General features: G+C 35.4%; 21 protein-coding genes. 14 read left to right on the top strand and 7 right to left on the bottom strand.

Going from position 1 to position 22333, the window contains the following annotated elements; translation table 11 throughout:
- Positions 1 to 119: 119 nt before the first annotated feature.
- Positions 120 to 1829 carry a lysine--tRNA ligase gene (gene lysS / locus FA045_RS05090; protein WP_136875124.1) on the bottom strand — a complete coding sequence of 570 codons (1710 nt, stop codon included), beginning with the start codon at positions 1827 to 1829 and terminating at the stop codon, positions 120 to 122.
- 465 nt (positions 1830 to 2294) lie between these two features.
- Positions 2295 to 4205 carry an AMP-dependent synthetase/ligase gene (locus FA045_RS05085; RefSeq protein ID WP_136875122.1) on the bottom strand — a complete coding sequence of 637 codons (1911 nt, stop codon included), beginning with the start codon at positions 4203 to 4205 and terminating at the stop codon, positions 2295 to 2297.
- Positions 4206 to 4397: 192 nt separating this feature from the next.
- Between FA045_RS05085 and FA045_RS05080 the strand changes: the two genes are divergently transcribed.
- The gene (locus FA045_RS05080; protein WP_169305016.1) at positions 4398 to 4793 is read left to right on the top strand and encodes an MmpS family transport accessory protein; all 396 of its coding nucleotides are present in this window, start codon (positions 4398 to 4400) and stop codon (positions 4791 to 4793) included.
- A gap of 64 nt (positions 4794 to 4857) precedes the next feature.
- Here the strand turns inward: FA045_RS05080 and FA045_RS05075 are convergent, their stop codons facing one another.
- The 3 genes from FA045_RS05075 to FA045_RS05065 all read right to left on the bottom strand — a co-directional run bounded on the left by FA045_RS05075 (position 4858) and on the right by FA045_RS05065 (position 7004).
- Positions 4858 to 5184, bottom strand: coding sequence for a HesB/IscA family protein (locus FA045_RS05075; RefSeq protein ID WP_136875118.1), 327 nt, complete (start codon positions 5182 to 5184; stop codon positions 4858 to 4860).
- Between the two features lie 86 nt (positions 5185 to 5270).
- Positions 5271 to 5684, bottom strand: coding sequence for a Fe-S cluster assembly scaffold IscU (gene iscU, locus FA045_RS05070; RefSeq protein ID WP_136875116.1), 414 nt, complete (start codon positions 5682 to 5684; stop codon positions 5271 to 5273).
- Between the two features lie 108 nt (positions 5685 to 5792).
- Positions 5793 to 7004: an IscS subfamily cysteine desulfurase gene (locus tag FA045_RS05065; RefSeq protein WP_136875114.1), complete on the bottom strand. Its 1212-nt coding sequence runs from the start codon at positions 7002 to 7004 to the stop codon at positions 5793 to 5795.
- 208 nt (positions 7005 to 7212) lie between these two features.
- On the opposite strand from FA045_RS05065, the gene mce reads away from it, so the two are divergent.
- Together mce and FA045_RS05055 are read left to right on the top strand one after the other, a co-directional pair.
- Positions 7213 to 7620 (top strand): methylmalonyl-CoA epimerase, encoded by a 408-nt coding sequence (gene mce, locus FA045_RS05060; RefSeq protein ID WP_136875112.1) that lies wholly within the window; start codon positions 7213 to 7215, stop codon positions 7618 to 7620.
- A gap of 221 nt (positions 7621 to 7841) precedes the next feature.
- Positions 7842 to 8132: a hypothetical protein gene (locus FA045_RS05055; protein WP_136875110.1), complete on the top strand. Its 291-nt coding sequence runs from the start codon at positions 7842 to 7844 to the stop codon at positions 8130 to 8132.
- A 244-nt stretch (positions 8133 to 8376) separates the two neighbouring features.
- On the opposite strand, the gene FA045_RS05050 is transcribed toward FA045_RS05055, so the two are convergent.
- Positions 8377 to 10005 carry an amidase gene (locus tag FA045_RS05050; RefSeq protein ID WP_136875108.1) on the bottom strand — a complete coding sequence of 543 codons (1629 nt, stop codon included), beginning with the start codon at positions 10003 to 10005 and terminating at the stop codon, positions 8377 to 8379.
- Between the two features lie 580 nt (positions 10006 to 10585).
- Between FA045_RS05050 and FA045_RS05045 the strand changes: the two genes are divergently transcribed.
- From FA045_RS05045 to FA045_RS05025, 5 genes are all read left to right on the top strand, one after another.
- Positions 10586 to 11590 (top strand): aldo/keto reductase, encoded by a 1005-nt coding sequence (locus FA045_RS05045; RefSeq protein WP_136875106.1) that lies wholly within the window; start codon positions 10586 to 10588, stop codon positions 11588 to 11590.
- 8 nt (positions 11591 to 11598) lie between these two features.
- Positions 11599 to 12486: a helix-turn-helix domain-containing protein gene (locus FA045_RS05040; protein ID WP_136875104.1), complete on the top strand. Its 888-nt coding sequence runs from the start codon at positions 11599 to 11601 to the stop codon at positions 12484 to 12486.
- A gap of 689 nt (positions 12487 to 13175) precedes the next feature.
- A complete protein-coding gene (locus tag FA045_RS05035) occupies positions 13176 to 13541 on the top strand; it encodes a hypothetical protein (protein WP_136875102.1) in 366 nt (121 codons plus the stop codon).
- Between the two features lie 711 nt (positions 13542 to 14252).
- Complete coding sequence (locus FA045_RS05030) at positions 14253 to 15428, top strand: DUF4236 domain-containing protein (protein ID WP_136875100.1); 1176 nt, start codon at positions 14253 to 14255, stop codon at positions 15426 to 15428.
- Positions 15429 to 16142: 714 nt separating this feature from the next.
- On the top strand, positions 16143 to 16793 hold the full coding sequence (locus FA045_RS05025) for a DUF4468 domain-containing protein (RefSeq protein WP_136875098.1): 651 nt from the start codon (positions 16143 to 16145) through the stop codon (positions 16791 to 16793).
- Between the two features lie 112 nt (positions 16794 to 16905).
- Here FA045_RS05025 and FA045_RS05020 read toward each other — a convergent pair whose 3' ends face one another.
- A complete protein-coding gene (locus tag FA045_RS05020) occupies positions 16906 to 17913 on the bottom strand; it encodes a helix-turn-helix transcriptional regulator (RefSeq protein ID WP_136875096.1) in 1008 nt (335 codons plus the stop codon).
- Positions 17914 to 18003: 90 nt separating this feature from the next.
- Here FA045_RS05020 and FA045_RS05015 point away from each other — a divergent pair, with 90 nt between their 5' ends.
- The 6 genes from FA045_RS05015 to FA045_RS04990 all read left to right on the top strand — a co-directional run bounded on the left by FA045_RS05015 (position 18004) and on the right by FA045_RS04990 (position 22279).
- Positions 18004 to 18273 (top strand): ECs_2282 family putative zinc-binding protein, encoded by a 270-nt coding sequence (locus tag FA045_RS05015; RefSeq protein WP_136875094.1) that lies wholly within the window; start codon positions 18004 to 18006, stop codon positions 18271 to 18273.
- Complete coding sequence (locus tag FA045_RS05010) at positions 18273 to 18710, top strand: hypothetical protein (RefSeq protein ID WP_136875092.1); 438 nt, start codon at positions 18273 to 18275, stop codon at positions 18708 to 18710. The genes FA045_RS05015 and FA045_RS05010 overlap by 1 nt, the downstream gene beginning before the upstream one ends.
- A gap of 68 nt (positions 18711 to 18778) precedes the next feature.
- Positions 18779 to 19384, top strand: coding sequence for a Panacea domain-containing protein (locus FA045_RS05005; RefSeq protein WP_136875090.1), 606 nt, complete (start codon positions 18779 to 18781; stop codon positions 19382 to 19384).
- A gap of 2 nt (positions 19385 to 19386) precedes the next feature.
- A complete protein-coding gene (locus FA045_RS05000) occupies positions 19387 to 19860 on the top strand; it encodes a hypothetical protein (protein ID WP_136875088.1) in 474 nt (157 codons plus the stop codon).
- A gap of 382 nt (positions 19861 to 20242) precedes the next feature.
- Positions 20243 to 20548, top strand: a complete 306-nt coding sequence (locus FA045_RS04995) for a hypothetical protein (protein ID WP_136875086.1) — start codon at positions 20243 to 20245, stop codon at positions 20546 to 20548.
- 114 nt (positions 20549 to 20662) lie between these two features.
- Entirely contained in the window at positions 20663 to 22279 is a 1617-nt protein-coding gene (locus tag FA045_RS04990; protein WP_136875085.1) for a PAS domain-containing sensor histidine kinase, read from the top strand.
- The last annotated feature ends 54 nt before the right edge of the window (positions 22280 to 22333 follow it).

The following is a 22333-nucleotide window of genomic DNA, read 5'->3' as shown; positions in this document are numbered from 1 at the left end:
TTAAGTTTTTGTTATGATTGTGTTAACTATATATCGTCATTGCGAGGAACGAAGCAATCTTAAAGCTTCATAATTTTTTATGATAAAGTTTTAAACTATGTAAAATTTGACGTTCAATTTTATTTAAGCGATAAAAACAAACCTTCATCAGTTTTACTCACCTTTAAAACACTTTTACCAGTTAAACCTTTAAGGGTAGTATCCCATTTTTTATTGCTCCAATCTGCCAATTGCGATTTTACATCACTTAGTAATAGCTGCTCTCCGTCTTTAAACAAAGCAAATAACTGTGCTTCATCAGCATTCAATTCAATTTTCTTTTTCTCAGGTCGCATCTGCGGGAAGAATAAAACTTCTTGAATAGTAGATTGATTAGTCATCAGCATCACCAAACGATCTATACCAATACCTAAACCAGAAGTTGGAGGCATACCATATTCTAACGAACGGATAAAATCATCGTCCATCGCCATTGCTTCATCATCACCTCTATCAGCTAATTTCAATTGATCTTCAAATCGTTCTCTTTGGTCAATCGGGTCATTCAATTCTGTATAAGCATTTCCAATTTCTTTACCCATTACAAATAACTCGAAACGCTCTACTAGACCTTCCTTAGTGCGGTGTTTTTTTGCTAGAGGTGTCATTTCGATTGGGTAATCGGTAATATATGTAGGTTGAATTAAATTAGCCTCTACTTTTTCGCTGAAAAGTTCATCAACCAATTTACCGCGACCCATGGTATCATCTGTAGGGATGCCTAAATCCTTACAAGTTTGTACCAATTCAGCTTCAGTCATTTCAGAAACATCAATACCAGTATATTTTTGAATTGATTCGTACATGGTTAACTTCTCATACGGACCAGCAAAGTTAATATCATGTTCGCCAACTTTAACTACTGGAGAACCATGAATAGCCACAGCTATTTTCTCTAAACATTCTTCTACCATGCCCATCATCCAAACATAATCTTTGTAAGCCACATAGATTTCCATCGATGTAAACTCAGGATTATGCGTACGGTCCATCCCCTCATTACGAAACATTTTACCGATTTCGTAAACACCATCAAAACCTGCTACGATTAGTCTTTTTAAATATAATTCATTCGCAATGCGCAAAAACAAAGGCATATCTAAAGTATTGTGGTGTGTGGCAAACGGACGAGCTGCTGCACCACCATGAACCGCCTGTAAAATTGGCGTTTCAACTTCCATCCAACCTTGGCTATCGAAGTAATTACGCATGGTATTAATCACTTTAGAGCGATTAATAAAAATCTGTTTGTAATCTGGGTTAACCGTTAAATCTACATAACGCATTCTATAGCGCAACTCTGGATTGGTAAAACCATCGTAAACATTACCTTCATCATCACGTTTTACAATTGGTAACGGACGAATAGATTTTGACAGTACCGTGAATTTGGTAACATGAATAGAAATTTCGCCTGTTTGCGTGGTAAAAACATATCCTTCAATACCAATAAAATCACCAATATCTAATAATTTCTTAAATACAGTATTGTAAAGTGTTTTGTCCTCACCCGGACAAAGTTCATCACGTTTCAAATAAATCTGAATACGGCCAGTTGCATCCTGTAGTTCAGCAAAAGATGCTGCACCCATTATATTACGGCCCATAATTCTTCCAGCAATGCTGATGGTCTTATAGGCTGTTTTATCTTTTTCGTAGTTCGCTAAAATGTCTGCTGCATTGGCGTTAATTTCGTAAGCCTCTGCAGGGTAAGGGTTAATACCCAATTCGCGAAGTTGTTTTAAAGATTCGCGACGTAATAACTCAAGCTCTGATAATTCTGTACTCATGAATTGTATATTTCTGCAAAAGTAGTAAATTCTTCCGTCATTGCCATTTGTACAGTCTTTTAAAATGGCGTCATGCTGAATTTATTTCAGCATCTGCTTAATTAGTAGAGCATATTAAGTTTTAGAAAAGCAAATTTCTACTACTATTTAGGTAGGTCGGGCTCTACGCTACAATCTTTTTGTATCCAACACTAAACCTCGTAGGTGTTCCTATGCTATATGTCTAAGAAAACTACGAGGTTTTACCTTAAGCAAAAAGTATTTTCGCTGCTATCCCGTTTAGCTACGAAAGCTACTGCTAATGTTAAAGTAAATAGGTCAATTCGCCTAATTTTAAATTTTAACTAATTTTAGGCTGGTGAGGACACCAGCCGAGGAGAAAATATTTGATTTGTCATCCAGAGCGTAGCGAAGGATCTCTAAGGCAGTTTACAAATGAGATTCCTAGTTCCTCGGAATGACAAACTATGATTCTGCCTCAACGCCTTCTTCGTACATAGCATTAATTGCATCAGCGTATTTTTTCTCTACAATTCTACGTTTTACCTTCATAGTTGGGGTAATTTCGCCTTCATCCATGCTAAAAGGATTACGTTTAATTTTAAAGTTTTTGATCCGCTCAAACTTGGCCAATTCGTTAGAAATCTTTTTAATGTCTTTTTCGAACCATTCCTTAATTTCTGCATTTTCTATAAAATCATCTTTTTCTTGAAAAAATGCATCCGTAAGGTTAAAAGTTTCTTGCAGGGCTTCTCTGTTAGGAATAATAATCGCCGTAATAAATTCGCGTTTATCGCCAATTAAAAACAGTTGCTCAATTTTCGGACTTTTTAAGTAGATATTTTCTACTGGTGTGGGATATACATTTTTACCGTAAGCATTAACAATCATGTTTTTCAAACGATCGGTAATTTGCAAATTTCCTTTGTAAAAACGAGCAATATCTCCGGTATGAAACCATTTATCTCTGTCAATAACTTCAGCAGTTTCTGCTGGTTTATTGTAATAGCCTTTCATCACACAATGGCCACGTACAATTAATTCTCCTTCTTCACTCTCAAAATTTTCATTAAAGTTTTCGTGAGTTTGAATGGCTAAAATTTCTTTGGTATCGTAATTTTGTATACCCACTTCAATACCTGGTATAACTCTACCAACCGTACCATAAACTTGTCGGTGGTATTCGGTTACCGACATAACTGGAGAAGTTTCTGTTAAACCAAAACCTTCTAAAACCTTGATGCCCAAATCGCCAAAAAATTCGCCTACATTTTTAGGTAAGGCAGCGCCACCAGATAACATAAATTTCAATCTGCCACCTGTTTTTTCCTTTATCTTGCTAAAAACAAGCTTCTCGGCAATTGCTTTTTTAGCGCCTAAAATTAAGCCCGGATTTTCACCTGCCTCTTTTTTAACACGATAATCGTTTCCAGTAGCCAATGCCCAAGTAAATATTTTAGCTTTTGTTCCGCCGCCAGCTGTACCAGATTTAATCGCTTTATCATGTATACGTTCTAACAAACGAGGCACACATGACATTACTGTAGGTCTAACTTCACCCATATTTTTTGCTAACAGTTCTAAACTTTGTGCAAAAGCCATTTTACAACCTTGCGCACAACATACATGGTAAGTTGCTGTACGCTCAAAAACGTGTGATAAAGGTAGAAATGATAGAAAAGTCTCAGTTTCATCTATCACAGGGATCTGTTGTAAACAAACCTCTACATTTTTTACGAAATTATAATGGGTTAACATTACGCCTTTTGGCGTACCTGTTGTGCCAGAAGTATATATTAATGAAGAAACATCACTTGGCAAAACTTCTCGTCGGCGTAGGTTAATTTGTTGTTGTTCTGCTGCACTTACAGATTTTGATAGCAGTACTTCGTAACTAATAATTTGTGCTTGTAAATCTGCCGGAACAGCTATTTTTTCATATCCTTCAAAAGCAGGAATAATGTATTTCAGCTCAGCGCAGTTATTGGCAATTTTTAGAATTTTCTTTAGTAAAAAAGGATTGCCAATTAAAATAGCCTTGATCCCAGAGTCATTGATAATGTACTCTACTTCATATTCTGATAGGGTAGGATATATGGAAGTGTTAATCGCACCAATTTGTTGTATGCCTTGGTCAAAAAAAACATATTCTGGCGAATTTTCAATCATTAAGCCTAATCTATCACCTTTGGTAATTCCTTTTTCTAAAAAGTAGGCAGAAATCGAATCGGCTTTTTGTAAAGTCTCTTTAAAAGATATTTCTTCCCAAGTTGTTTTTTTCTTATGAATTAAAAAAGTTTCTTCTGGTTTATGAATATTTTCTACCACATTGCGTAGTAAACTCGGCACTGTAGAAAATTCGTTAAATGATACCATGGTACAATATTTGGTTTGTATTTAGCTAACAATGATAATCTTTTAGCATTAAAAATGCAAGGTATGAATATTAACAATTCTCCTGATCTTTTTGATTTAACCAAATCAGAATCCTTAGATTTCATTTAAATCTCTATGATTTTAAATTTTATGGCACGGATATTGGATTTTGTGTGTGACCTATATCTACCTATGAAAATTTTAAGACCATCAATTCTATTTAATAAGTCAATATTTACACTTTTAATTTTCTTTTCTTTGGTTTCCTGTAAAAAAGAGGAAATTATAACAAAAGAAATTACCTATCAACTTAGTGGTAGTTTTGGTAAAAATGTTACAGTAAAATATACACCAACAGGAGGAACTTTAGCTAATGTAGTAGAGAATGTAGAACTCCCTTGGCAAAAAATTGTAATACCTAACCCTACCAATGCAAGTGTAGGTTTAATAGTTGCTGGCGAAAAGGGCACTCCAAATGCTATAGTTACAGCAAAAATATTTGTAGACGGAGTAGAAGAGCGTTCTATAAATGCGACAACAAATGCTAATGGGGATTTTGTATTGGAATTAGATTATCTCTTCAACTAAGTTTTTTAAAACAAAAGCCATTTAGGTTTGCTAAATGGCTTTAGGAAAAATATATATTAATTTATTAAACAGAAAAACTTTCTCCGCAGCCACATGAGCGGCTTGCATTTGGATTATTAAAGGCAAAACCTTTACCATTTAAGCCGTCAGTAAAATCTAATTCAGTACCAGCTAGGTATAAAAAAGATTTCATATCTAAGGCTATTTTAATTCCACGGTCTTCAAAAAATTGATCACTTTTTTGTTCTTCGTTATCAAAATCTAAATTATAAGATAAGCCCGAACAACCGCCACCTTTTACAGAAACACGTAAAAAATAATCAGAACCCATTTCAGAATCCTGCATTAGGGTGTCAATTTTGCTTTTTGCTTTATCGGTTATTGTTATCATTTTAGAAAGATTTGAGATTTGAGATTTCAGATCTGAGACTGAGTAATCTAATCTCATATCTCACATCTATTTTCTCACATCTAATTTTAGTGGTGCGATTTAGGCATTGCTAATGCTTCCATTCCGTTTTTAACGCGGTAATCGTTAATTGCAGATTTGATGGCATCTTCTGCTAAAACAGAACAGTGAATTTTAACTGGAGGTAAAGCCAATTCTTCAACAATGTCCATGTTATCAATCGCTAAAGCCTCATCAATTGATTTGCCTTTTAACCATTCTGTAGCTAAAGATGAAGAAGCAATTGCACTACCGCAACCAAATGTTTTAAATTTAGCGTCAGTAATTACGTTATCATCATTAACTTCAATCTGTAAACGCATTACGTCACCGCACTCTGGAGCACCAACTAATCCAGTACCTACATTTTTATTATCTTTATTTAAAGTACCAACGTTGCGAGGGTTGGTATAATGTTCCATTACTTTTTCTGAATATGCCATAGCTTTATTTCTTTTTAAATCTCCTCCCGAAGATATATTATTAATTAGTTATCAGTTTTCAGTATTGGAAAGTTATTATAAACCGCAAATTGAAAACTGCAAATTGTTTTAGTGTTCTGCCCACTCAATTTTGCTCAAATCAATTCCTTCTTTAAACATTTCCCAAAGTGGAGAAAGGTTTCTTAAGTGATTTACAGCATTTTTAGTATTTTCTATCGCATAATCAACTTCTGCTTCAGTAGTAAAACGACCTAAGCCAAAACGAATAGAAGAATGTGCTAAATCATCAGATAAACCTAAGCTTTTTAATACATAACTTGGTTCTAATGAAGCTGATGTACAGGCAGATCCAGAAGAAACTGCTAAATCTTTCATCGCCATCATTAAACCTTCACCCTCAACATATTTAAATGAAATATTTGCTACGTGTGGTAAACGGTGTTGTGTATTACCATTTACATAACTTTCTTCCATTGTAGTTAATGCAGCTTCTAATTTATCACGCAAAGCGGATAAACGTTGCGCTTCAGATTCCATTTCTAAACGACAAAGCTCGCAAGCTTTACCTAAACCAACAATACCAGGTACGTTTAATGTACCCGAACGCATACCACGCTCATGGCCACCGCCATCCATTTGTGAAGTTACTTTTACTCTTGGGTTTTTACGACGAACATATAAAGCACCAACACCTTTTGGTCCGTACATTTTATGCGCAGTAAAAGCCATTAAGTCAATTCCATCTGTATTTACATCAACCGGAATTTTACCAACTGCTTGTGTAGCATCAGAAAAGAACAAAGCACCATGTTTATGAGCAATTGCTGATATTTCTTTAATAGGTTGCACAACGCCGATCTCATTATTGCCGTACATAATGCTTACTAATATGGTTTCTGGTGTCATTGCAGCTTCTAATTCTGCTAAATCAATTAAACCATCTTCTTTAACTTTTAAATAAGTTACTCTAGCGCCTTGTTTTTCTAAGTGTTTACAAGTATCTAAAACAGCTTTGTGCTCTGTAGTAGCAGTAATAATGTGATTGCCTTTATCAGCATACATTTCAAAAACACCTTTTATTGCTAAATTATCACCTTCTGTTGCACCAGAGGTGAAAATAATTTCTTTTTCGGTGCAGCCAATTAACTTAGCCACCTGTTCACGAGCGTAATCTACACCTTCTTCTGCTACCCAACCAAAAGCATGGTTACGGCTTGCAGCATTGCCAAATTTGCTGGTAAAATATGGTAGCATCGCCTCTAACACTCTTGGATCTAAAGGTGTTGTGGCATTATTATCTAAGTAAATCGGAAGTTCCATTCTAATGTTGTTTTTAAAAATGAGCTTAAAGACTAATGACCAAAACTAAAAGCTAATTTATCGAGAACCATGCTTTTAGCTTTAGGCTTTCACCTTTTTGCTTTATTATAACACAAAGATACAAAAAAACTTTCCTAACAATAATAGATATTAACTATGAACCTATTGGTAAAACATGCATTTTTACATTCACATAACTATAACAGGCATGAATAAGATTGAACACATTGGCATTGCAGTAAAAAACTTAGAAAGTTCAATAGATTTATATCAGCGGTTGCTAAATACCGATTGTTATAAAACAGAATTGGTGGCTACAGAAAATGTAAATACTGCGTTTTTTAAAACTGGCGAAAACAAAATCGAATTACTTTCGGCTACAAGTTTAGATAGTACGGTAGCCAAATTTTTAGAAAAAAAAGGAGAGGGGATACATCATATTGCTTTTTTGGTTGATGATATTTTAGTGGAAATGGAAAGGCTAAAAAGTGAAGGTTTTACTTTATTAAACGATGCGCCAAAGCGAGGGGCTGATAATAAAATGATTTGTTTTGTTCATCCAAAAGATGCCAATGGAGTGCTGATAGAACTTTGTCAGGAGATTAAATGGGTTTAAGAGGGTGAGGAGTAAGATGGTTAGACGGTTAGTTGGTTAGGGGTTAGGCGGTAAGAGGGTTGGTAGGTTAGAACTGAAAGACCAAAGAAATACATATAAAAACTTAGCATTCTTCCTTCTTTGCGGTTAATGAATAAGTAGAAAATTAAATAAAATAAACTAAACTCAGCATTCTCTGTGGAATACGCATTGTTCTCTGTGTTGAATTTATTAGAAAAAAAATGACGGATACAAACTCGTTAATTAAACTAATTTCCAAACATTTTGAGGTGCCAGAAAATATAACTGAATCTCATCTTCGGGATGTATTGGTTAAAACTTTTGAATATTTGGTGGATGATGATTTTCCGAAATTATTGCAGGTTTTATATCGTGCAGATGTAGATCAGTATAAACTAAAAGATTTACTAGAAAATACAGAAGGTAAAAGCACAGCCGAAATTATTGCCGATGCCTACATTGATAGACAAAAAGCAAAAGTGGAGACTTGGAAGAAATATAGTGGTGGTTAGGTGGTTAGGTGGAGAGTTGGTTAGAGGGTTAGGTGGGGTAGTCGGCAAGTCCAAAATCTGGCGCTAAGTGTTTGGTTATTTTGGGTTTTTTAGGTGGTTTAGGGTTTAGAAGGTTAAGGTTTAGAAGATGCTTAAAGGCTAAAACGAAAGACTAAAGCTTTGGTGGTTTTAATTTGGTTTAAGGTTTAGATGGTTAGGGGTTAAAGACTAAAATAAAAAGTTTTTCATTCCTTTAGATGAATAGCTAAACCCCTGACGAAAAATTAGAGTTTTTAATAAATTTTGGTGCTTTGCGATGTTTTGTGGCTTGCTCGTAAATATAAGCAATGCTTAAAACTACGGGTTCTTGGTATGCGCTTGCTATAAAAGATAATCCCACTGGTAACTCATTTATAAATCCCATTGGCACGGTAATATGCGGAAATCCAGCCATCGCTGCTGGCGAGGCAAAGTAAAATCCACCACTGTAATCTCCATTAAATAAATCAATTAATGAGGGGATGCCAAAACTAGTGCCTACAATCACATCTAATTTATTTTTCTCCATTAAATCGTTAATTATTTTTTGCGAAGAAAGGGTTTTTGCAACTGCATCTTTATACGTTTGACTATTTAAATCTGCTGCTTTATCACTTGCCTCTAGGGTTTCTTGTTTAAAATAAGGCATGGCCGATGTAAGGTTTGCTTTGTTAAAGGCGATGACTTCCGTTAACGTTTTAACCTTGGCATTCGCTTTAGCCAAATAAGCATTTACACCATCTTTAAATTCACTTTGTAAAACTACCGTACTTGCCCCTCCAATACTTCGCATTTCTGCTAATAAGCTGATTTCGATAATTTCTGCACCCAACTCTTTTAACTTCGCAATAGCATTTTGATACAAGCCAACTACACCTTCGTGGCCATTTAAAAAGCTTTTTTCTACACCAATCCGTTTACCTTTTAAATCACCTTCTTTCAAAAATGTAGTATAATCTTTTTGAGTTCTGCCAACACTAGTTTTAGTAATTTCATCATCAAAATCAACACCTGCCATTACGGTAAGTAAAATTGCTGCATCGGTAACATTTCGGGTCATTGGTCCGGCGGTATCTTGTGTTTTTGATATTGGAATAATGCCCGATCTGCTCACTAAGCCAACTGTAGGTTTAAAACCTACGACACCACTATAAGATGATGGTGCAATGATAGAACCATTTGTTTCTGTACCAATGGCTATGGCGCATAAATTTGCTGAAACTGCTGCTCCAGAACCTGAACTAGAACCACTCGGACTGCGGTCTAAAATAAAAGGATTTTTGGTTTGTCCACCACGGCTGCTCCAGCCACTACAAGAGCGTGTTGACCTAAAGTTTGCCCATTCACTTAAATTGGTTTTGCCTAAAATTACTGCTCCAGCGGCACGTAATTGTTTTACAATAAAGGCATCCGCCGATGCGATATTGCCTGCTAATGCTAAAGCGCCAGCAGTAGTTTGCATTTGATCTGCCGTATTGATGTTATCTTTTATTAAGATGGGTATGCCATGCAAAGGGCCACGAATTTTACCAGCTTTACGTTCTGCATCTAAAGCTGTTGCAATAACAATCGCCTCGGGGTTGAGTTCAATTACCGCATTTAATTTTGGTCCTTTTTGATCAATCTCCTCAATCCTTTTCAAATACATTTTGGTAAGCGATTTGGCGGTTTGTTTACCATTTTGCATCAGCTCTTGTAATTGCAGTACGGTAACTTCGTTTAGGTCAAATTTATCGTTGAAACTAGTTTCTACTAACTGATTAGGATGATTGTTGATTGCACTTGCCGTGCCGATACCTAAAGTTGAGATGAAACCAGCAGCAGTGCCGCTTTTAAGAAAATTTCTTCTATTCATTTGTTGGGGAGATTGAAGTTTAAATATAGATAAAAGTTGGGAGAGTTGGAAGAAGGTTAGATGTGGTTAGTTGGTTATTTGGGAGTTAATCTTTTTCACATCTAAGACAGCTAATTGTAGCTTAGGCGTTTGAAGGAAGTAACCCAAACGATTAATTAATTGAAAAGCAAATATTGCTTGTTAAGCTTATCTTGATTTAAGTAGCAATTAATTTTAATAATATGCTTTTAAATTGCAATGAGCGTACTTAGTGAATAAACCCAATAGTGCTTCAACTATACTTCATCCATACTTGATCTATGCTTCATCTATACTTGAGCTATGGATAGCGGATGTTTGACCTGTAAATGATTAATTAATTTTAACCATTAGTTAACAGCTGTTCCAGCTATGCTGCGAGACATCTTGAAATCTCTAGATTTTTGAGCTATTCTGCAAGGTATCTCGAATTTCTAATCAAAGGTCTACTCTCCTAAAAAAGTAAATCGTTGTCATTAGCCTGAAAATTAATCCTTCATTTGCTTACAATTATAAGGGGTTTGCATACATGCGAAGAGTTTGGCTGATCGATCTTTGGATTATGGAAATAAAACAAATAGAATTGGGCAATCAGGGTTTGGTTGTACCACGTATAGGGTTGGGCTGTATGGGGATGACAGGTTTTGAAAAGGCTGACATGTACGGGCCAGCCGATGAGCAAGAAGCCATAGCTACCATCCATCGCTCACTGGAGTTGGGTGGTAATTTTTTGGATACTGCAGACCTGTACGGGCCGTTTAAGAATGAGCAGCTGATTGCCAAAGCGATTGGTGGAAAGCGTGAGCAATATATACTGGCCAGCAAGTTCGGTTGGGAAATTGATGATAACAATAAAGTAACCTGGGCCATTAATGGGCGGAAAGCATACGTAAAGAAATCTTTAGAGCGTTCGCTTAAAAATTTGAATACAGATTACATTGATCTGTATTACCTACACCGTTTAGACAAGAATACGCCAATAGAGGAAACAGTTCAGGCAATGGCCGAGTTGGTTAAAGAAGGTAAGGTAGGTTATATTGGCCTGTCGGAAGTTTCGTCTGAAACGGTTAAGCGAGCCCATGCTGTGCACCCAATCACTGCCGTGCAAAGTGAGTATTCCTTATTTGAGCGGACGGTAGAAGAACGTAGGGTTTTAAAAACTTTAAAGGAACTAGGTATTGGTTTTGTAGCTTATTCACCTCTGGGACGAGGTTTTTTATCCGGACAAATCAAAAATATTGATGACCTTCCTGAGCACGATTTTCGCAGAGCAATCCCTCGTTTTCAGGGCGCACAGTTTGAGAAAAATATAGAACTAGTGAAGGCTATCGAAACAATGGCCACAGCAAAAAATGTTACTTCTTCTCAGCTTGCATTGGCATGGATCATGAGCAAAGGCATACTTCCAATCCCAGGTACCAAACGCCGAAAATACCTTGAGCAGAACATGGCAGCAACAACCCTTACATTAAGCCAGGCGGATCTAGACCGACTAGAAAGCATTGTACCTTTAGGTACGGATACGGGTGCACCTTATGATGAGTTCAGTATGGGTTTAATTGATTAGTTTTGTTAATGAACTCTATTAACTCCATCGCCCAATTTCACCGTTTGCTTTCCTTAGATGCTCCTCACCACCCATTGGTAAGCGTCATCAATCTGGCAGAAAGTGTTTTTTTGGAAGACGAGATCTGGAAAGGTTTCATTAACCGATTTTACTGTGTGGCGCTCAAACGTGATGCTAAAGGCAAAATCAAGTATGGGCAGCAACACTATGATTACGATAAAGGCGTGTTGAGTTTTACAGCTCCCAATCAAGTGCAACAACTAGACCTGCAAAATATGGAGTGTGGGTCTGGTTATCTCTTGATATTTCACCCCGATTTTCTTTTACAGCATTCGCTAGCCACTAGCATTCACCAATACGGTTTTTTTGATTATGCGGTCAACGAAGCACTACACTTATCGGCCGAGGAAGAAGATGACCTAATCACGATCCTCCATAAAATTGACAGGGAGTGCCGTCATATAGATAAACATACCCAAGAGATTATGCTCACGCATATAGAGAGCCTATTAAAATACTCCAACCGTTTTTACGAACGGCAGTTTTTTACCCGCAAGAACAATAATTCAGCCTTGCTAACCAGATTTGAGCAATTGATTGATGACTACTTTAAGACTGATATTCAAAGCTTACTTACTGTACAATACATGGCTGCTCAGATGAACCTGTCGCCAAATTACCTGAGCGACCTGCTCCGCGTTCATACTGGGCAAAACACCCAGCAGCATATCCATGAGAAACTGATCGAAAAAGCCAAAGAAAAACTTACCACAACCAGTCTTTCGGTTAGCGAAATAGCTTATGGGTTGGGCTTTGAGCATGCGCAATCCTTTAGCACACTTTTCAAGAAGAAAACAAATTTATCGCCGCTAGAGTTCCGTCAGGCTTTTAACTGATTAAAAGCTGTACTTTATTTATGTGGTTAAGACCTTGAAATTTGTTTTGAAACAATCCTTCAAAGGGTTTTTTCCATGACTGATAGCATAACCAAGTGTGTCTACAGCCTTGATTTCATCATCATTAACTATATTCGAGCTAAAGTTGGGCATACGTTTTTTCTATAGATTCATCAATAGAATTTTCATCACTTCAATAACTAGTTCCATCTATTTATGTGGAAATAAATTTTGCTCCTCACCCTATCAAAGTTGGTGGTGGAACTCAGGTTTTTCGGCTCCCTCTCCAGAAGAGAGGGATTTAAGGGGAGGAGGGTGAAACCTAATAAGCAGTAGAAGTCTACTGGTTTAAGTGAAACTGTAAAATAAAAGAATGATAGATAAAGATATAGTTAGTCGGAAATTCCGACATACTCCTTTACATGGTGCAATGGAGCTAAAGCCCAAGAAGTTGAAACAACTTTCTACAATCTCGATGTAATTATCTCGGTAGTTTATGGGTGAAAAATTTTTAACTCATAAAATGTAAATCCCATTTTCACCCTTGGCAATAGGTTAAATTTAGTGAACTTACAAGATTAGACGGAGGGGTCAAAAGAGAAAAACAAAGGAAATTTTCTGGTTTATGGGAAATCGTAATTTAATGTTCAAACATTTATATATTATTGTAACTTATTAAATGTTCTCAAATGAAAAAGCTCTTATTAGTGATTTTGATGCAATTTGTGGTTACGGTTGCTATATCCCAAACAGTAAAATGTAATGATCTTTTAGATTTTATTATTACTAAAGGTTATAAAAAAGCAACCTTTACCAGTTTTACTTTAGGATCTTCTTGGCTTTCCAAAGTTACTGCCTACACTTACGATTATAAAGTATACGTAGTTGCAGACATTAAAGAAAGTGAATATAGTTTTAAAACTAAATCATATCTTTTTTGCGGAATACCCAATTCAAACTGGCAATCTTTTCAATACGGAGGTTACGGAATTCCTACTTCTTATGGTGAAAGATTTCATAAGTACATTATTGATTATAAATGTGATTGTAATTAATTACCTCAATTTTCAATTACAGTTTTGATTAGTATTCATAGTAATTGATTATAATGAGAATGTTTTATTTAATTTCGCCTAAATAACCCCCTTAGATTGAGTAGCTTTCAAAGAAGATTCAATAGTTAAGATACCCGCAATATTGCATTTGATAAGATTAGGTTATACCTATGATTCTTAATATCAATTTTTAAACAGGGTATTTGCAAGATTAATCTCGTTGTAGATGAAGCAGATGTAGTTTGATTGCCAGCATAGGAAGTTAAGTTATACAAATCGACATACTTAATTATCCTTAGTAACTCCTCAGCAAATCCCTTCAAGAGCCCTTGTTTACCTATAAGGTCTCGGTATAGTTCGCTTAAAACGCTATTTTACCGTAGTTATACCCAAGTACCAAGCAAGTATCAAGCAATAGCAAAGCAAGGGATATGGGAGGGAGCATAAGTTAAATTGCACTGTTTCAGGTAAAAAATCTGAGGCTTTGGGTTTAGAGCCTTACCTATCAAAGGTACGAGTTTATACTGCCATAATGCGCCATCACTACACTTCGAAAAAACTCAAATACAGTAAGCCTACAAGCTTTTTTGGGAGGGATTAGCAGAGCAAAGCAAGGTTAAATTGTGGGTTTACGGGAAACCGTAATAACATTTAAGTTCTAATCATAACCTTTGTAAATGCGTTCTATTGACAACTTATTAAAAAACAGATATGGCATGGAGTTTTAGAAAACGAATTAAAATTATCCCTGGTATTCACCTCAATATTAGTAAGCGTGGTATTAGCACAACAATAGGTGTGAGGGGTGCAAGTGTTAATTTAAGTAGTAGAGGAGGGTATCTTAATACAGGGATGCCCGGAACTGGTATTTCCAATCGTCAGCAAATCTTTGGTGGCACAAGTACACCAATTTCACAACCAGCTACTTTGCCGAAACAGCAAATACCAGCCTTACCAAAATCAAGTTTACAAGAAATTCCTGTAATTAGGGGCAATATTTTTAGTTTGGATGCAAACCAAATCACTTCGAATGATATGCAGGGGATTAAGGATGCAATTTTGCTAGCACATCAGCAACGTAGCGAATTAGCATTGGACAGGATTTCTGTCTTTTTGCAATGGAAAAGAAATGAGCAACGTTTGAGTTTAAGCTATTGGCTAATTTATGGTTTCCTATTTAAAAAACTGACCCTAGCCTTGAAAGCAGATATTGCACTACAAAAGGAAACGTTGGCAGCCATAGACGAACAATTAAAAAGTAGTACAGTAGAACTCGATTTTAATTTTGATGAAGAGATGCTCACAAAATACCAGAAATTGTTTAATGCTTTTGAGCAATTGTGCAAATCAGAAAAAATTTGGGACGTTACTTCATCATACACAAACGATAGATTTACTACCCGTTCATCTGCAACTGCGGTAGTTAGTAGGTTGCCTGTAGGGTTCAGGATAGGTGAGTTAGCTGATATTTCTTCTCCAACCCCTGCAATGATTTGGCAAAATGCCAATGGTGCTGACCTCTATTTTTACCCTAATTTTATAGTTGTGTGGAATAGTAAAAGCCAATTTGCCATTGTTGGTTACGATGAGCTTGACTGTAACTATAATACATCTCGTTTTATTGAGGATGAACGCGTACCAAGCGACACGATTATTATTGACAAAACCTGGAATAAAGTTAATAAAAACGGACAGCCTGATCTTCGATTTAAAGATAACTACCAAATTCCGATAGTAGCCTATGGAAACATTGAGTTAAAAACTAAAATGGGTTTAAACGAGCGTTATGCTTTTAGCAATGACCAAAGCACCAACAATTTTAACCTAGCGTTTTTAGAATATCAAATTAGCTTGATCAAACTGGATTATGTGCCAGCCTTGAATTAAATCGCTGGCAAATATTTAAGAAGATGATTTCTAAAAATGTAAAACTATTCTCTGTAACTTTTTCAAAGTATTCTTTTTTTTAAATATATCATAATTTCTAACTATACCTTAGTTTTTTAACCCTCTCAATAATGAAAAATAAGTTTATAGAAAATTAATTATGGTACATGAGTATTTCAGGTGCTTTCCAACGTAATAGCATATATGCGAAAGATATAGATGATGCTAACGGAAAAAGGAAAAAAGCCTTCAGGAACATTTGTACAAGCAAGGGGTGGCATAATTTATATTAAGTTCGTTTTATATACTTTATTATTTGATAATATTTCTTTTACTAAAATATTATGATTCAAATTTATTTTATGCTTTCCGGGAAACCGTAAATATCATTTAATTATAATAACTAACTTGCATGTAAATTAAGGTCTTAGATTTAACCAATTAAGCAAATCAATAATTTAACGCTATACATGTCTCATCTGCTAAGAAAATCATTCCTCATCCAAATAGATGAGGAGGATAATCTACTTTTAAGAAATAAATGTTTTAATTTATTCCAATGTTATTCATCCTACCAATTCATTAAATATCATGAGAATGATATTCTTTTTAATCAATATTCTGAATTGTCCATAATATAAATATTTACATGATGGATGTTAATTGGATTTTACCCAAGCATTAAAAAATAAACCAATTCACTAATAAATAAAAATGAAAAAATCAAAATTAATGTTCTCTTTAGCTCTTGGAGCCTTATTTTTTAGTCTTCAGGTATCTGCACAGGATGCCATTACTTGGAGTACACAACGTAATGGAGCAAAGGTAGCTGATACTGTTGCTTTAGGTGATTACTTACCTCTTAAAGACGGCGTAGTTTATGTAGAAACGGTGATAGAAATACCAAATGTAAATCAAAAGGAACTTTTCTCAAGAGCAAAGCTTGCTATTCAGAAAACCTTCACAAACAGTAAGATGGGTACTTCAAATTATGATGCTGAGTCGGGTATCTGCAGTATAAATAATTTTTACGATATCAGTGATATGACAGCTTTTAGTGCCTTAGCTACAAATAATCCTGTTACAGATCAATATAATTTTAATGCACTACTATCCATTATTGTAAAAGATGGCAAGTATAAAATTAAAATGGAAGTGCCTCAATACTCCTATGGGCAGGCTTCGAGGTATAAAACCTATTCAGACTTTCAAGGTAGCGCAGTTCCAGTTTCCACTTTAGCTAACAGTAGACAAGGAAACAAACGCCAGCGCATGAGAGTGCTTAAAACTTTAAACGATAAAATGCTTGTTACTTTTAATCTTGTTCAAAAGGAAATGAGTAAAAAATTAGATAACGATTTTTAATTGTTAATTAAGACTGTATTAGTTATTTGGTACAGTCTTAATTCTTGCAACATCATTAGCTATCCTATTTGTGTAAGTTATTAAAATTGATAATAATGATAGTCAATAGCGTTTATTTATAAATAGCCGTATTCATTTCCAAGCGTTCGGCAATCTTATCTCTAAAACCATTTGGCGTTAACACCTCCACTCTTTCCCCAAAAGAAAGAATCAAACTTTCCAATTCATAATTTGGGATTACTTCGATAGAAATGATTAATTCCCCATCAATATAGCTTATTTTCTTTTGCGAGTGGTGTAAAGGTTTTGATAAAACATAAGGAGCAGAAGAGGGTGAGAATTTTAGAATGATTTTTTCCTTGTTTTTGCCATCTAATAAACTCACCCCAATAATATCGTCAAAGTATTCCTCAAAATTGATATCAGTGGCTACATAAGGGATAGGCTCTTCTTCAATTGATTTTATTCTATCTAATGCTAAATTAGTTATTGTATTGTAGGTATGATTTAAACCTAACAGAAACCAGCGGTTATTGTATTGTTTTAAATGATAGGGATGTAATAATTGTTTAGTGGGCTCTTCATTTTTATAAGACTGGTAGCTAATGCACAGTGGTTTTTTATATAAAATGGCATAAAACAATTCGCTTAGGTGCTCTATGCCAGTGAGGTATTGATTGGTGTCAAAACTAATAATAGGGGAGTTATGTTGCTCTAATAACAAAGCATTTTCCATTTTAGGCTTTAAGTCATTTAACCATTCAAATTGCGGCATCCCTTTAAAGTGAGATAACACTTGCATTGCCGCTTTAATTTGTTCCAGTTCGGCCTGGTTTAAAGGTTGTTTGTCTATAGAAAAGTCTTTTTCTTCATATCTATAATAAACCTTTTTGCCGTCTTTATGCCTGCCAATTGGTGCATTAAACCCTTCCGCACTCTCCATGTGTATAATATCGTTCTGAATGGTTCGCAAGCTGATACCCTCACTATCCGGATCAATTTCTTTTAGTGCTGCGGTACAAACTGCAATCAAATCAGCTATAAAATACTTCTTTACCGGATTGGCAAAGCACTTGTCGAGCACACGGTAACGGATGGATGCATGTTTGTTAGAGGCCATGAATTTTTTTAGATAGCTAAAGATAAAAATTAGTTGTGCAAATACATTGCATAGATGAATAGCAAATTTGTGAGTATTAAAACAACGGTTATGAAAGATAGAAAAATTACAGTGTCATTAAGCTGTGCAACGTGCGGTGCTGCAGACTTTGAATTTAATGAGGATAGAAGTTATGTAAAATGTAAAACCTGTAACCGAGAATACCTTGGTGGTTATGATGAGTTGGTAGAATTTAACCAAGCGCAAATTAATGCAGTTGTGAACAAGACCAAACAACAGATTGGCAAAGAATTAAAAGAAGAAATTACAAAATCATTAAAGGATGCATTTAGAGGTAATAAATTTATCAAATTTAAATAATGGAAATAATTAGTTTAATTGTAGCGATTGTAGCATTTGTATTTTCTGCCATTACTTATTTGGTACATGATCGTAGGTTAAAGAAGCAAGAGGGGTTGTTGAATACTTACCAATTGCAAAAATATGAAGAAGAAAAAGTTGATTTACAAAAAGCAGTTATAAGAGCAAATGTTATTCGTGGAGATAAAGGTAGAATTACAATTAAAGTATTTAATGCAGGGAAAGCTGTTGCAAAAAATATCCATTTAAAATTTATAGGTGATCAAGAAATAATGATAGGTAGCAATCCTTTCCCCTTTGAATTTTTAAATCCACAGGAAGGAACTGAGATGAACTTGTTTTCTTATGTAGGTTCACCCGATAAATTATTAATTGAGTTGCGTTGGGATGATGAATTTCAAGAACAGAACACCCATCAGCAAATGTTAACCCTCTAATTGCAACAAATGTTGTATATTACCTTAGCGCATTTATATTTGTAAAGTAATTAAAAGAATACGGGTATATGGAAACTACATTAGCACTAGATAAAGCCTTTAATGCACTTGTTTATTTTGCCGAAAGGATAAAGCCCTTATACCTTACCAAAGCCATTAAATTACTTTATTTAGCAGATGAAATGGCAATTAAACAAACTGGTGTGCCAGTAACCTGGCTCAATTATAAAGTTTGGAAACTTGGGCCAGTACCAGAAGATATTTATCAAAAAGTAAAATTCGCTCATCATCAGCATCAAAAAGGTAACGGTAGTAATGCGCTTCAACATTTGGAAGTTTCTACACCACCAGAGCCTCTAAGAGATGGGATATTGTTAAAACCAGCCAAAGCTTTTGATGATGCACAGTTTTCTGATTATGATATCGAGATATTAGATGCCGTGATCAAGCAGTATGGTAAATATAATTCTGATAAAATAATTGAATTACTTCATCAAGAAGGTACATTGTGGCACAAATTAGTAGCTGCTAATAATTTGGAACAACAATTTGAGTTGAAAGATAATCGCTCCGATTATATTATAGAATTAACAGAATTATTGGATACAGATTATAAAAAATCAGCATTTGAGGTAGCCTATCAATCTTACTTAATGCAAAACGAATTGATTTAGCTATGATTGCGCTAGTACCAGGAAATATTTTGCGTATACCTAGTTTTGATTTCGAAAATGGAGCCGAAACACGAGATAAATACCTGATCGTAATAGCCATTGCGAATGAAAAGGCACTCTTCTTACGTGTGCTTACTACTTCTAAAGTGAAAGTGCCGGAAGACAAAATGATGCATGGTTGCCGTAATGAACCTGAAAACGGTCTGCATTATTTTATGTTTGAAAAAGATAGATGCATGGGTTCTCTTAATGCCCAAGAGTTTTCATTTCCATTACACACTTTTGTATTGTTTCGTAATAACATTAAAGAGGTAGAAACTGTTCCTTTTATCCAAAAATATGAACAAACAGCTGAGCTGGTTTGTGAAATGCATGATACTGAATTTTTAAGGCTCAAAAAATGCATCAAACAAAACGGTCGTATGGCAGATCGATCTGCTAAAAGAAGTTTCCCAGATGTTTTTGAGATCGTTTAGGCTATTATCAGCTAATTATTAGTAATAAATGTAATTATTTGCTTCTATCTTAAAGATAGTTGCTCTAACTTTTTACACAATTCTAAATGAGTTGATAGCATATAATCTTTTCTAGCATTCTCTATTCTGAAAATTTTAGCACGGTTGACGATACAAATGGCTAGCGAGTTCCTTTTTGTGACCATCTCTTTTTCTGGCGGTAAATTTTAACGTTCGTGCCAATAGTTATGTACAAATTTTGAAACTCTTCTTTCCTTAAAGAAAAGTCGGATTTTGTGAAAAATAAATTAGCTTAAATACGCAGAAGTCTAGCTGATAAAAAACACAAATCTTAAACAAAAATATTAAGTAAAGGTTAGTTTAAATATAAAAACTACCCAATATGGAAAACGACAATAAAAAACCACAAAATGGATCAGCAAACTCATCAAAAGGCGCTGATGTACCTAAGGCAGATTCTCAAAATGAAAAAATGGAAGTTAAAGAGGGTAATCCAGCTCAGCAACGTCCAAGTCACGGTACAGATGGTGGTAATAACACTTCTTCAAGCGAAGATCAATTACCCTCAATAGATAATAAAGGTCCAGAAGGTTCAGATGCGGATAGCGATCAATTAATGGATAAAAAAGATGATCAATTTAAAGGTAGTGATGCAGATGAAGACAAAGCAGGTAAAACTTCTATTTAAACAGCAGCATTTAGCGGTTAAAAAATAGTTGCCTTGTTAAAGCATCGGTAAAAAACATAATTCAAACAATTACAATTAAAACTGGTTAAATAAGTTCAATGTAACCATACAATTATGAACATACTAATATCGTCGGTTAACCAACACCCCTTTTTAGAAGGTGGAGGAAGTATGGGCGAGCTCATTCGGAATTATCCTTGGGAGCAAACTGAATTAGGATGTCCTACAAATTGGCCAACTGCTTTAAAAATTTCAGTTAGTCTTATGTTAAACTCGCCGTTTCCGATGCACATCACATGGGGTAACGATTATATACAGCTTTACAACGATGGTTACCGTCCTGTACTTGGTGCTATAAAACATCCTGGTGCTTTGGGTTTGTCTATTAAACAATCCTTTCCAGAAATCTGGGATACCATAGGGCCAATGTTTGATGGCGTTATGCAGGGTAAACCAGTACGAATTAGCGATTTTCAATTGTTTCTCGAACGCAATGGTTATCGCGAAGAATGTTTTTTTGATTTTTCATATAGTCCAATTTTTGATGAAAGCGGTACCATTTGTGGTGTACTTACCAATGTGCTCGAAACTTCAGATAAGGTTAAAACCTTTAGGGCTTTAGCCAAAACTCAAGCAAAACTTAAGGCAGCCCAAATACATACCGAGGAAGAACGTGATCGTTTAATGCAATTCTTTATGCAAATACCCGCAGGGGTATGCATTTTGGAAGGTAAAGATTTTGTTTTTCAAATGGTTAACCCATTGTACCAACAATTATTTCCGGGCAGGGCATTATTAGGCCTTAAAGTAACTGAGGCTATCCCCGAACTCCTTAACGATCCCATCATTGAAAGGCTTACTCAGGTGATGCAAACGGGTAAAACGTATTTCGGAACTGATGAGTTCATACCGATGGCTCGAACGCAGGGCGGAGAAATTGAGGAACGCTTTTTCGACCTCACTTATCAGGCTAGGTATAATTTAGATCGAGAAGTAATTGGAATTTTAGTTTTTGCCATCGAAGTTACCGAGCGTAAGCGAGAAGAAATGCGGAAAAATGATTTTATCGGCATTGCCAGTCACGAACTTAAAACCCCATTAACCTCACTAAATGCTATTGTACAGCTTACGGGCGCTCGTCTTCGTAAAACGACAAATCAAGATGAATTTTTGATGAATGCCATGGATAGGGCAGGTATGCAACTCAAGCGAATGACGGCTATGATCAATGCTTTTTTAAATGTATCGAGAATAGAATCTGGCCAAATACATCTTGAAAAAACAACATTTAATTTTACAGAAGTGGTTATAGATGTGATGGAAGAGTTGGAACTCTGTTCTACAGGGTATGAACTTGGCTTACCTTGCCGAGACGCGATTGTAGTAAATGCCGACAAAGACAAAATCTTTTCCGTTTTAACCAATTTAATGGCAAATGCGATCAAATATTCGCCAACTGGCGGAAAAATAGAAATGAATTGCAAATGCGATGCGAATGAACTTATATTTTCGGTAAAAGACAGTGGTATAGGAATAGAAAAGCATGATTTACCACGAATTTTTGAGCGCTATTATAGGGTAGCCAGAAAGGAAACTAAAAATATATCGGGCTTTGGCATTGGTTTATACCTTAGTGCAGAGATTATTCGCTTACATGGGGGGCATATATGGGTAGAAAGCACTATTGGTAAAGGTTCAACTTTCTTTTTTAGCTTAGCAATAAATCAGTAAACTCAAAAAATACAACCCATTATTTATTTAGATCATCTTTTGAAGCTAAGTTGA

The organism is Pedobacter cryotolerans (assembly GCF_005116475.1).
In the GTDB taxonomy this organism is placed as follows: Bacteria; Bacteroidota; Bacteroidia; order Sphingobacteriales; family Sphingobacteriaceae; genus Pedobacter; species Pedobacter cryotolerans.
This window is presented reverse-complemented; position numbering and strand designations above follow the sequence as displayed.

Coding starts and splice junctions, on each gene's coding strand:
- FA045_RS05020 (WP_136875096.1), bottom strand. CDS start 17,913: ATGGCCTCTAACAAACATGCATCCATCCGTTACCGTGTGCTCGACAAG.
- FA045_RS05035 (WP_136875102.1), top strand. CDS start 13,176: ATGAAAAAGCTCTTATTAGTGATTTTGATGCAATTTGTGGTTACGGTT.
- FA045_RS05015 (WP_136875094.1), top strand. CDS start 18,004: ATGAAAGATAGAAAAATTACAGTGTCATTAAGCTGTGCAACGTGCGGT.
- FA045_RS05025 (WP_136875098.1), top strand. CDS start 16,143: ATGAAAAAATCAAAATTAATGTTCTCTTTAGCTCTTGGAGCCTTATTT.
- lysS (WP_136875124.1), bottom strand. CDS start 1,829: ATGAGTACAGAATTATCAGAGCTTGAGTTATTACGTCGCGAATCTTTA.
- FA045_RS04995 (WP_136875086.1), top strand. CDS start 20,243: ATGGAAAACGACAATAAAAAACCACAAAATGGATCAGCAAACTCATCA.
- FA045_RS05045 (WP_136875106.1), top strand. CDS start 10,586: ATGGAAATAAAACAAATAGAATTGGGCAATCAGGGTTTGGTTGTACCA.
- FA045_RS05005 (WP_136875090.1), top strand. CDS start 18,779: ATGGAAACTACATTAGCACTAGATAAAGCCTTTAATGCACTTGTTTAT.
- iscU (WP_136875116.1), bottom strand. CDS start 5,684: ATGGCATATTCAGAAAAAGTAATGGAACATTATACCAACCCTCGCAAC.
- FA045_RS05080 (WP_169305016.1), top strand. CDS start 4,398: ATGAAAATTTTAAGACCATCAATTCTATTTAATAAGTCAATATTTACA.
- FA045_RS05050 (WP_136875108.1), bottom strand. CDS start 10,005: ATGAATAGAAGAAATTTTCTTAAAAGCGGCACTGCTGCTGGTTTCATC.
- mce (WP_136875112.1), top strand. CDS start 7,213: ATGAATAAGATTGAACACATTGGCATTGCAGTAAAAAACTTAGAAAGT.
- FA045_RS05085 (WP_136875122.1), bottom strand. CDS start 4,205: ATGGTATCATTTAACGAATTTTCTACAGTGCCGAGTTTACTACGCAAT.
- FA045_RS04990 (WP_136875085.1), top strand. CDS start 20,663: ATGAACATACTAATATCGTCGGTTAACCAACACCCCTTTTTAGAAGGT.
- FA045_RS05030 (WP_136875100.1), top strand. CDS start 14,253: ATGGCATGGAGTTTTAGAAAACGAATTAAAATTATCCCTGGTATTCAC.
- FA045_RS05055 (WP_136875110.1), top strand. CDS start 7,842: ATGACGGATACAAACTCGTTAATTAAACTAATTTCCAAACATTTTGAG.
- FA045_RS05065 (WP_136875114.1), bottom strand. CDS start 7,004: ATGGAACTTCCGATTTACTTAGATAATAATGCCACAACACCTTTAGAT.
- FA045_RS05075 (WP_136875118.1), bottom strand. CDS start 5,184: ATGATAACAATAACCGATAAAGCAAAAAGCAAAATTGACACCCTAATG.
- FA045_RS05000 (WP_136875088.1), top strand. CDS start 19,387: ATGATTGCGCTAGTACCAGGAAATATTTTGCGTATACCTAGTTTTGAT.
- FA045_RS05010 (WP_136875092.1), top strand. CDS start 18,273: ATGGAAATAATTAGTTTAATTGTAGCGATTGTAGCATTTGTATTTTCT.
- FA045_RS05040 (WP_136875104.1), top strand. CDS start 11,599: ATGAACTCTATTAACTCCATCGCCCAATTTCACCGTTTGCTTTCCTTA.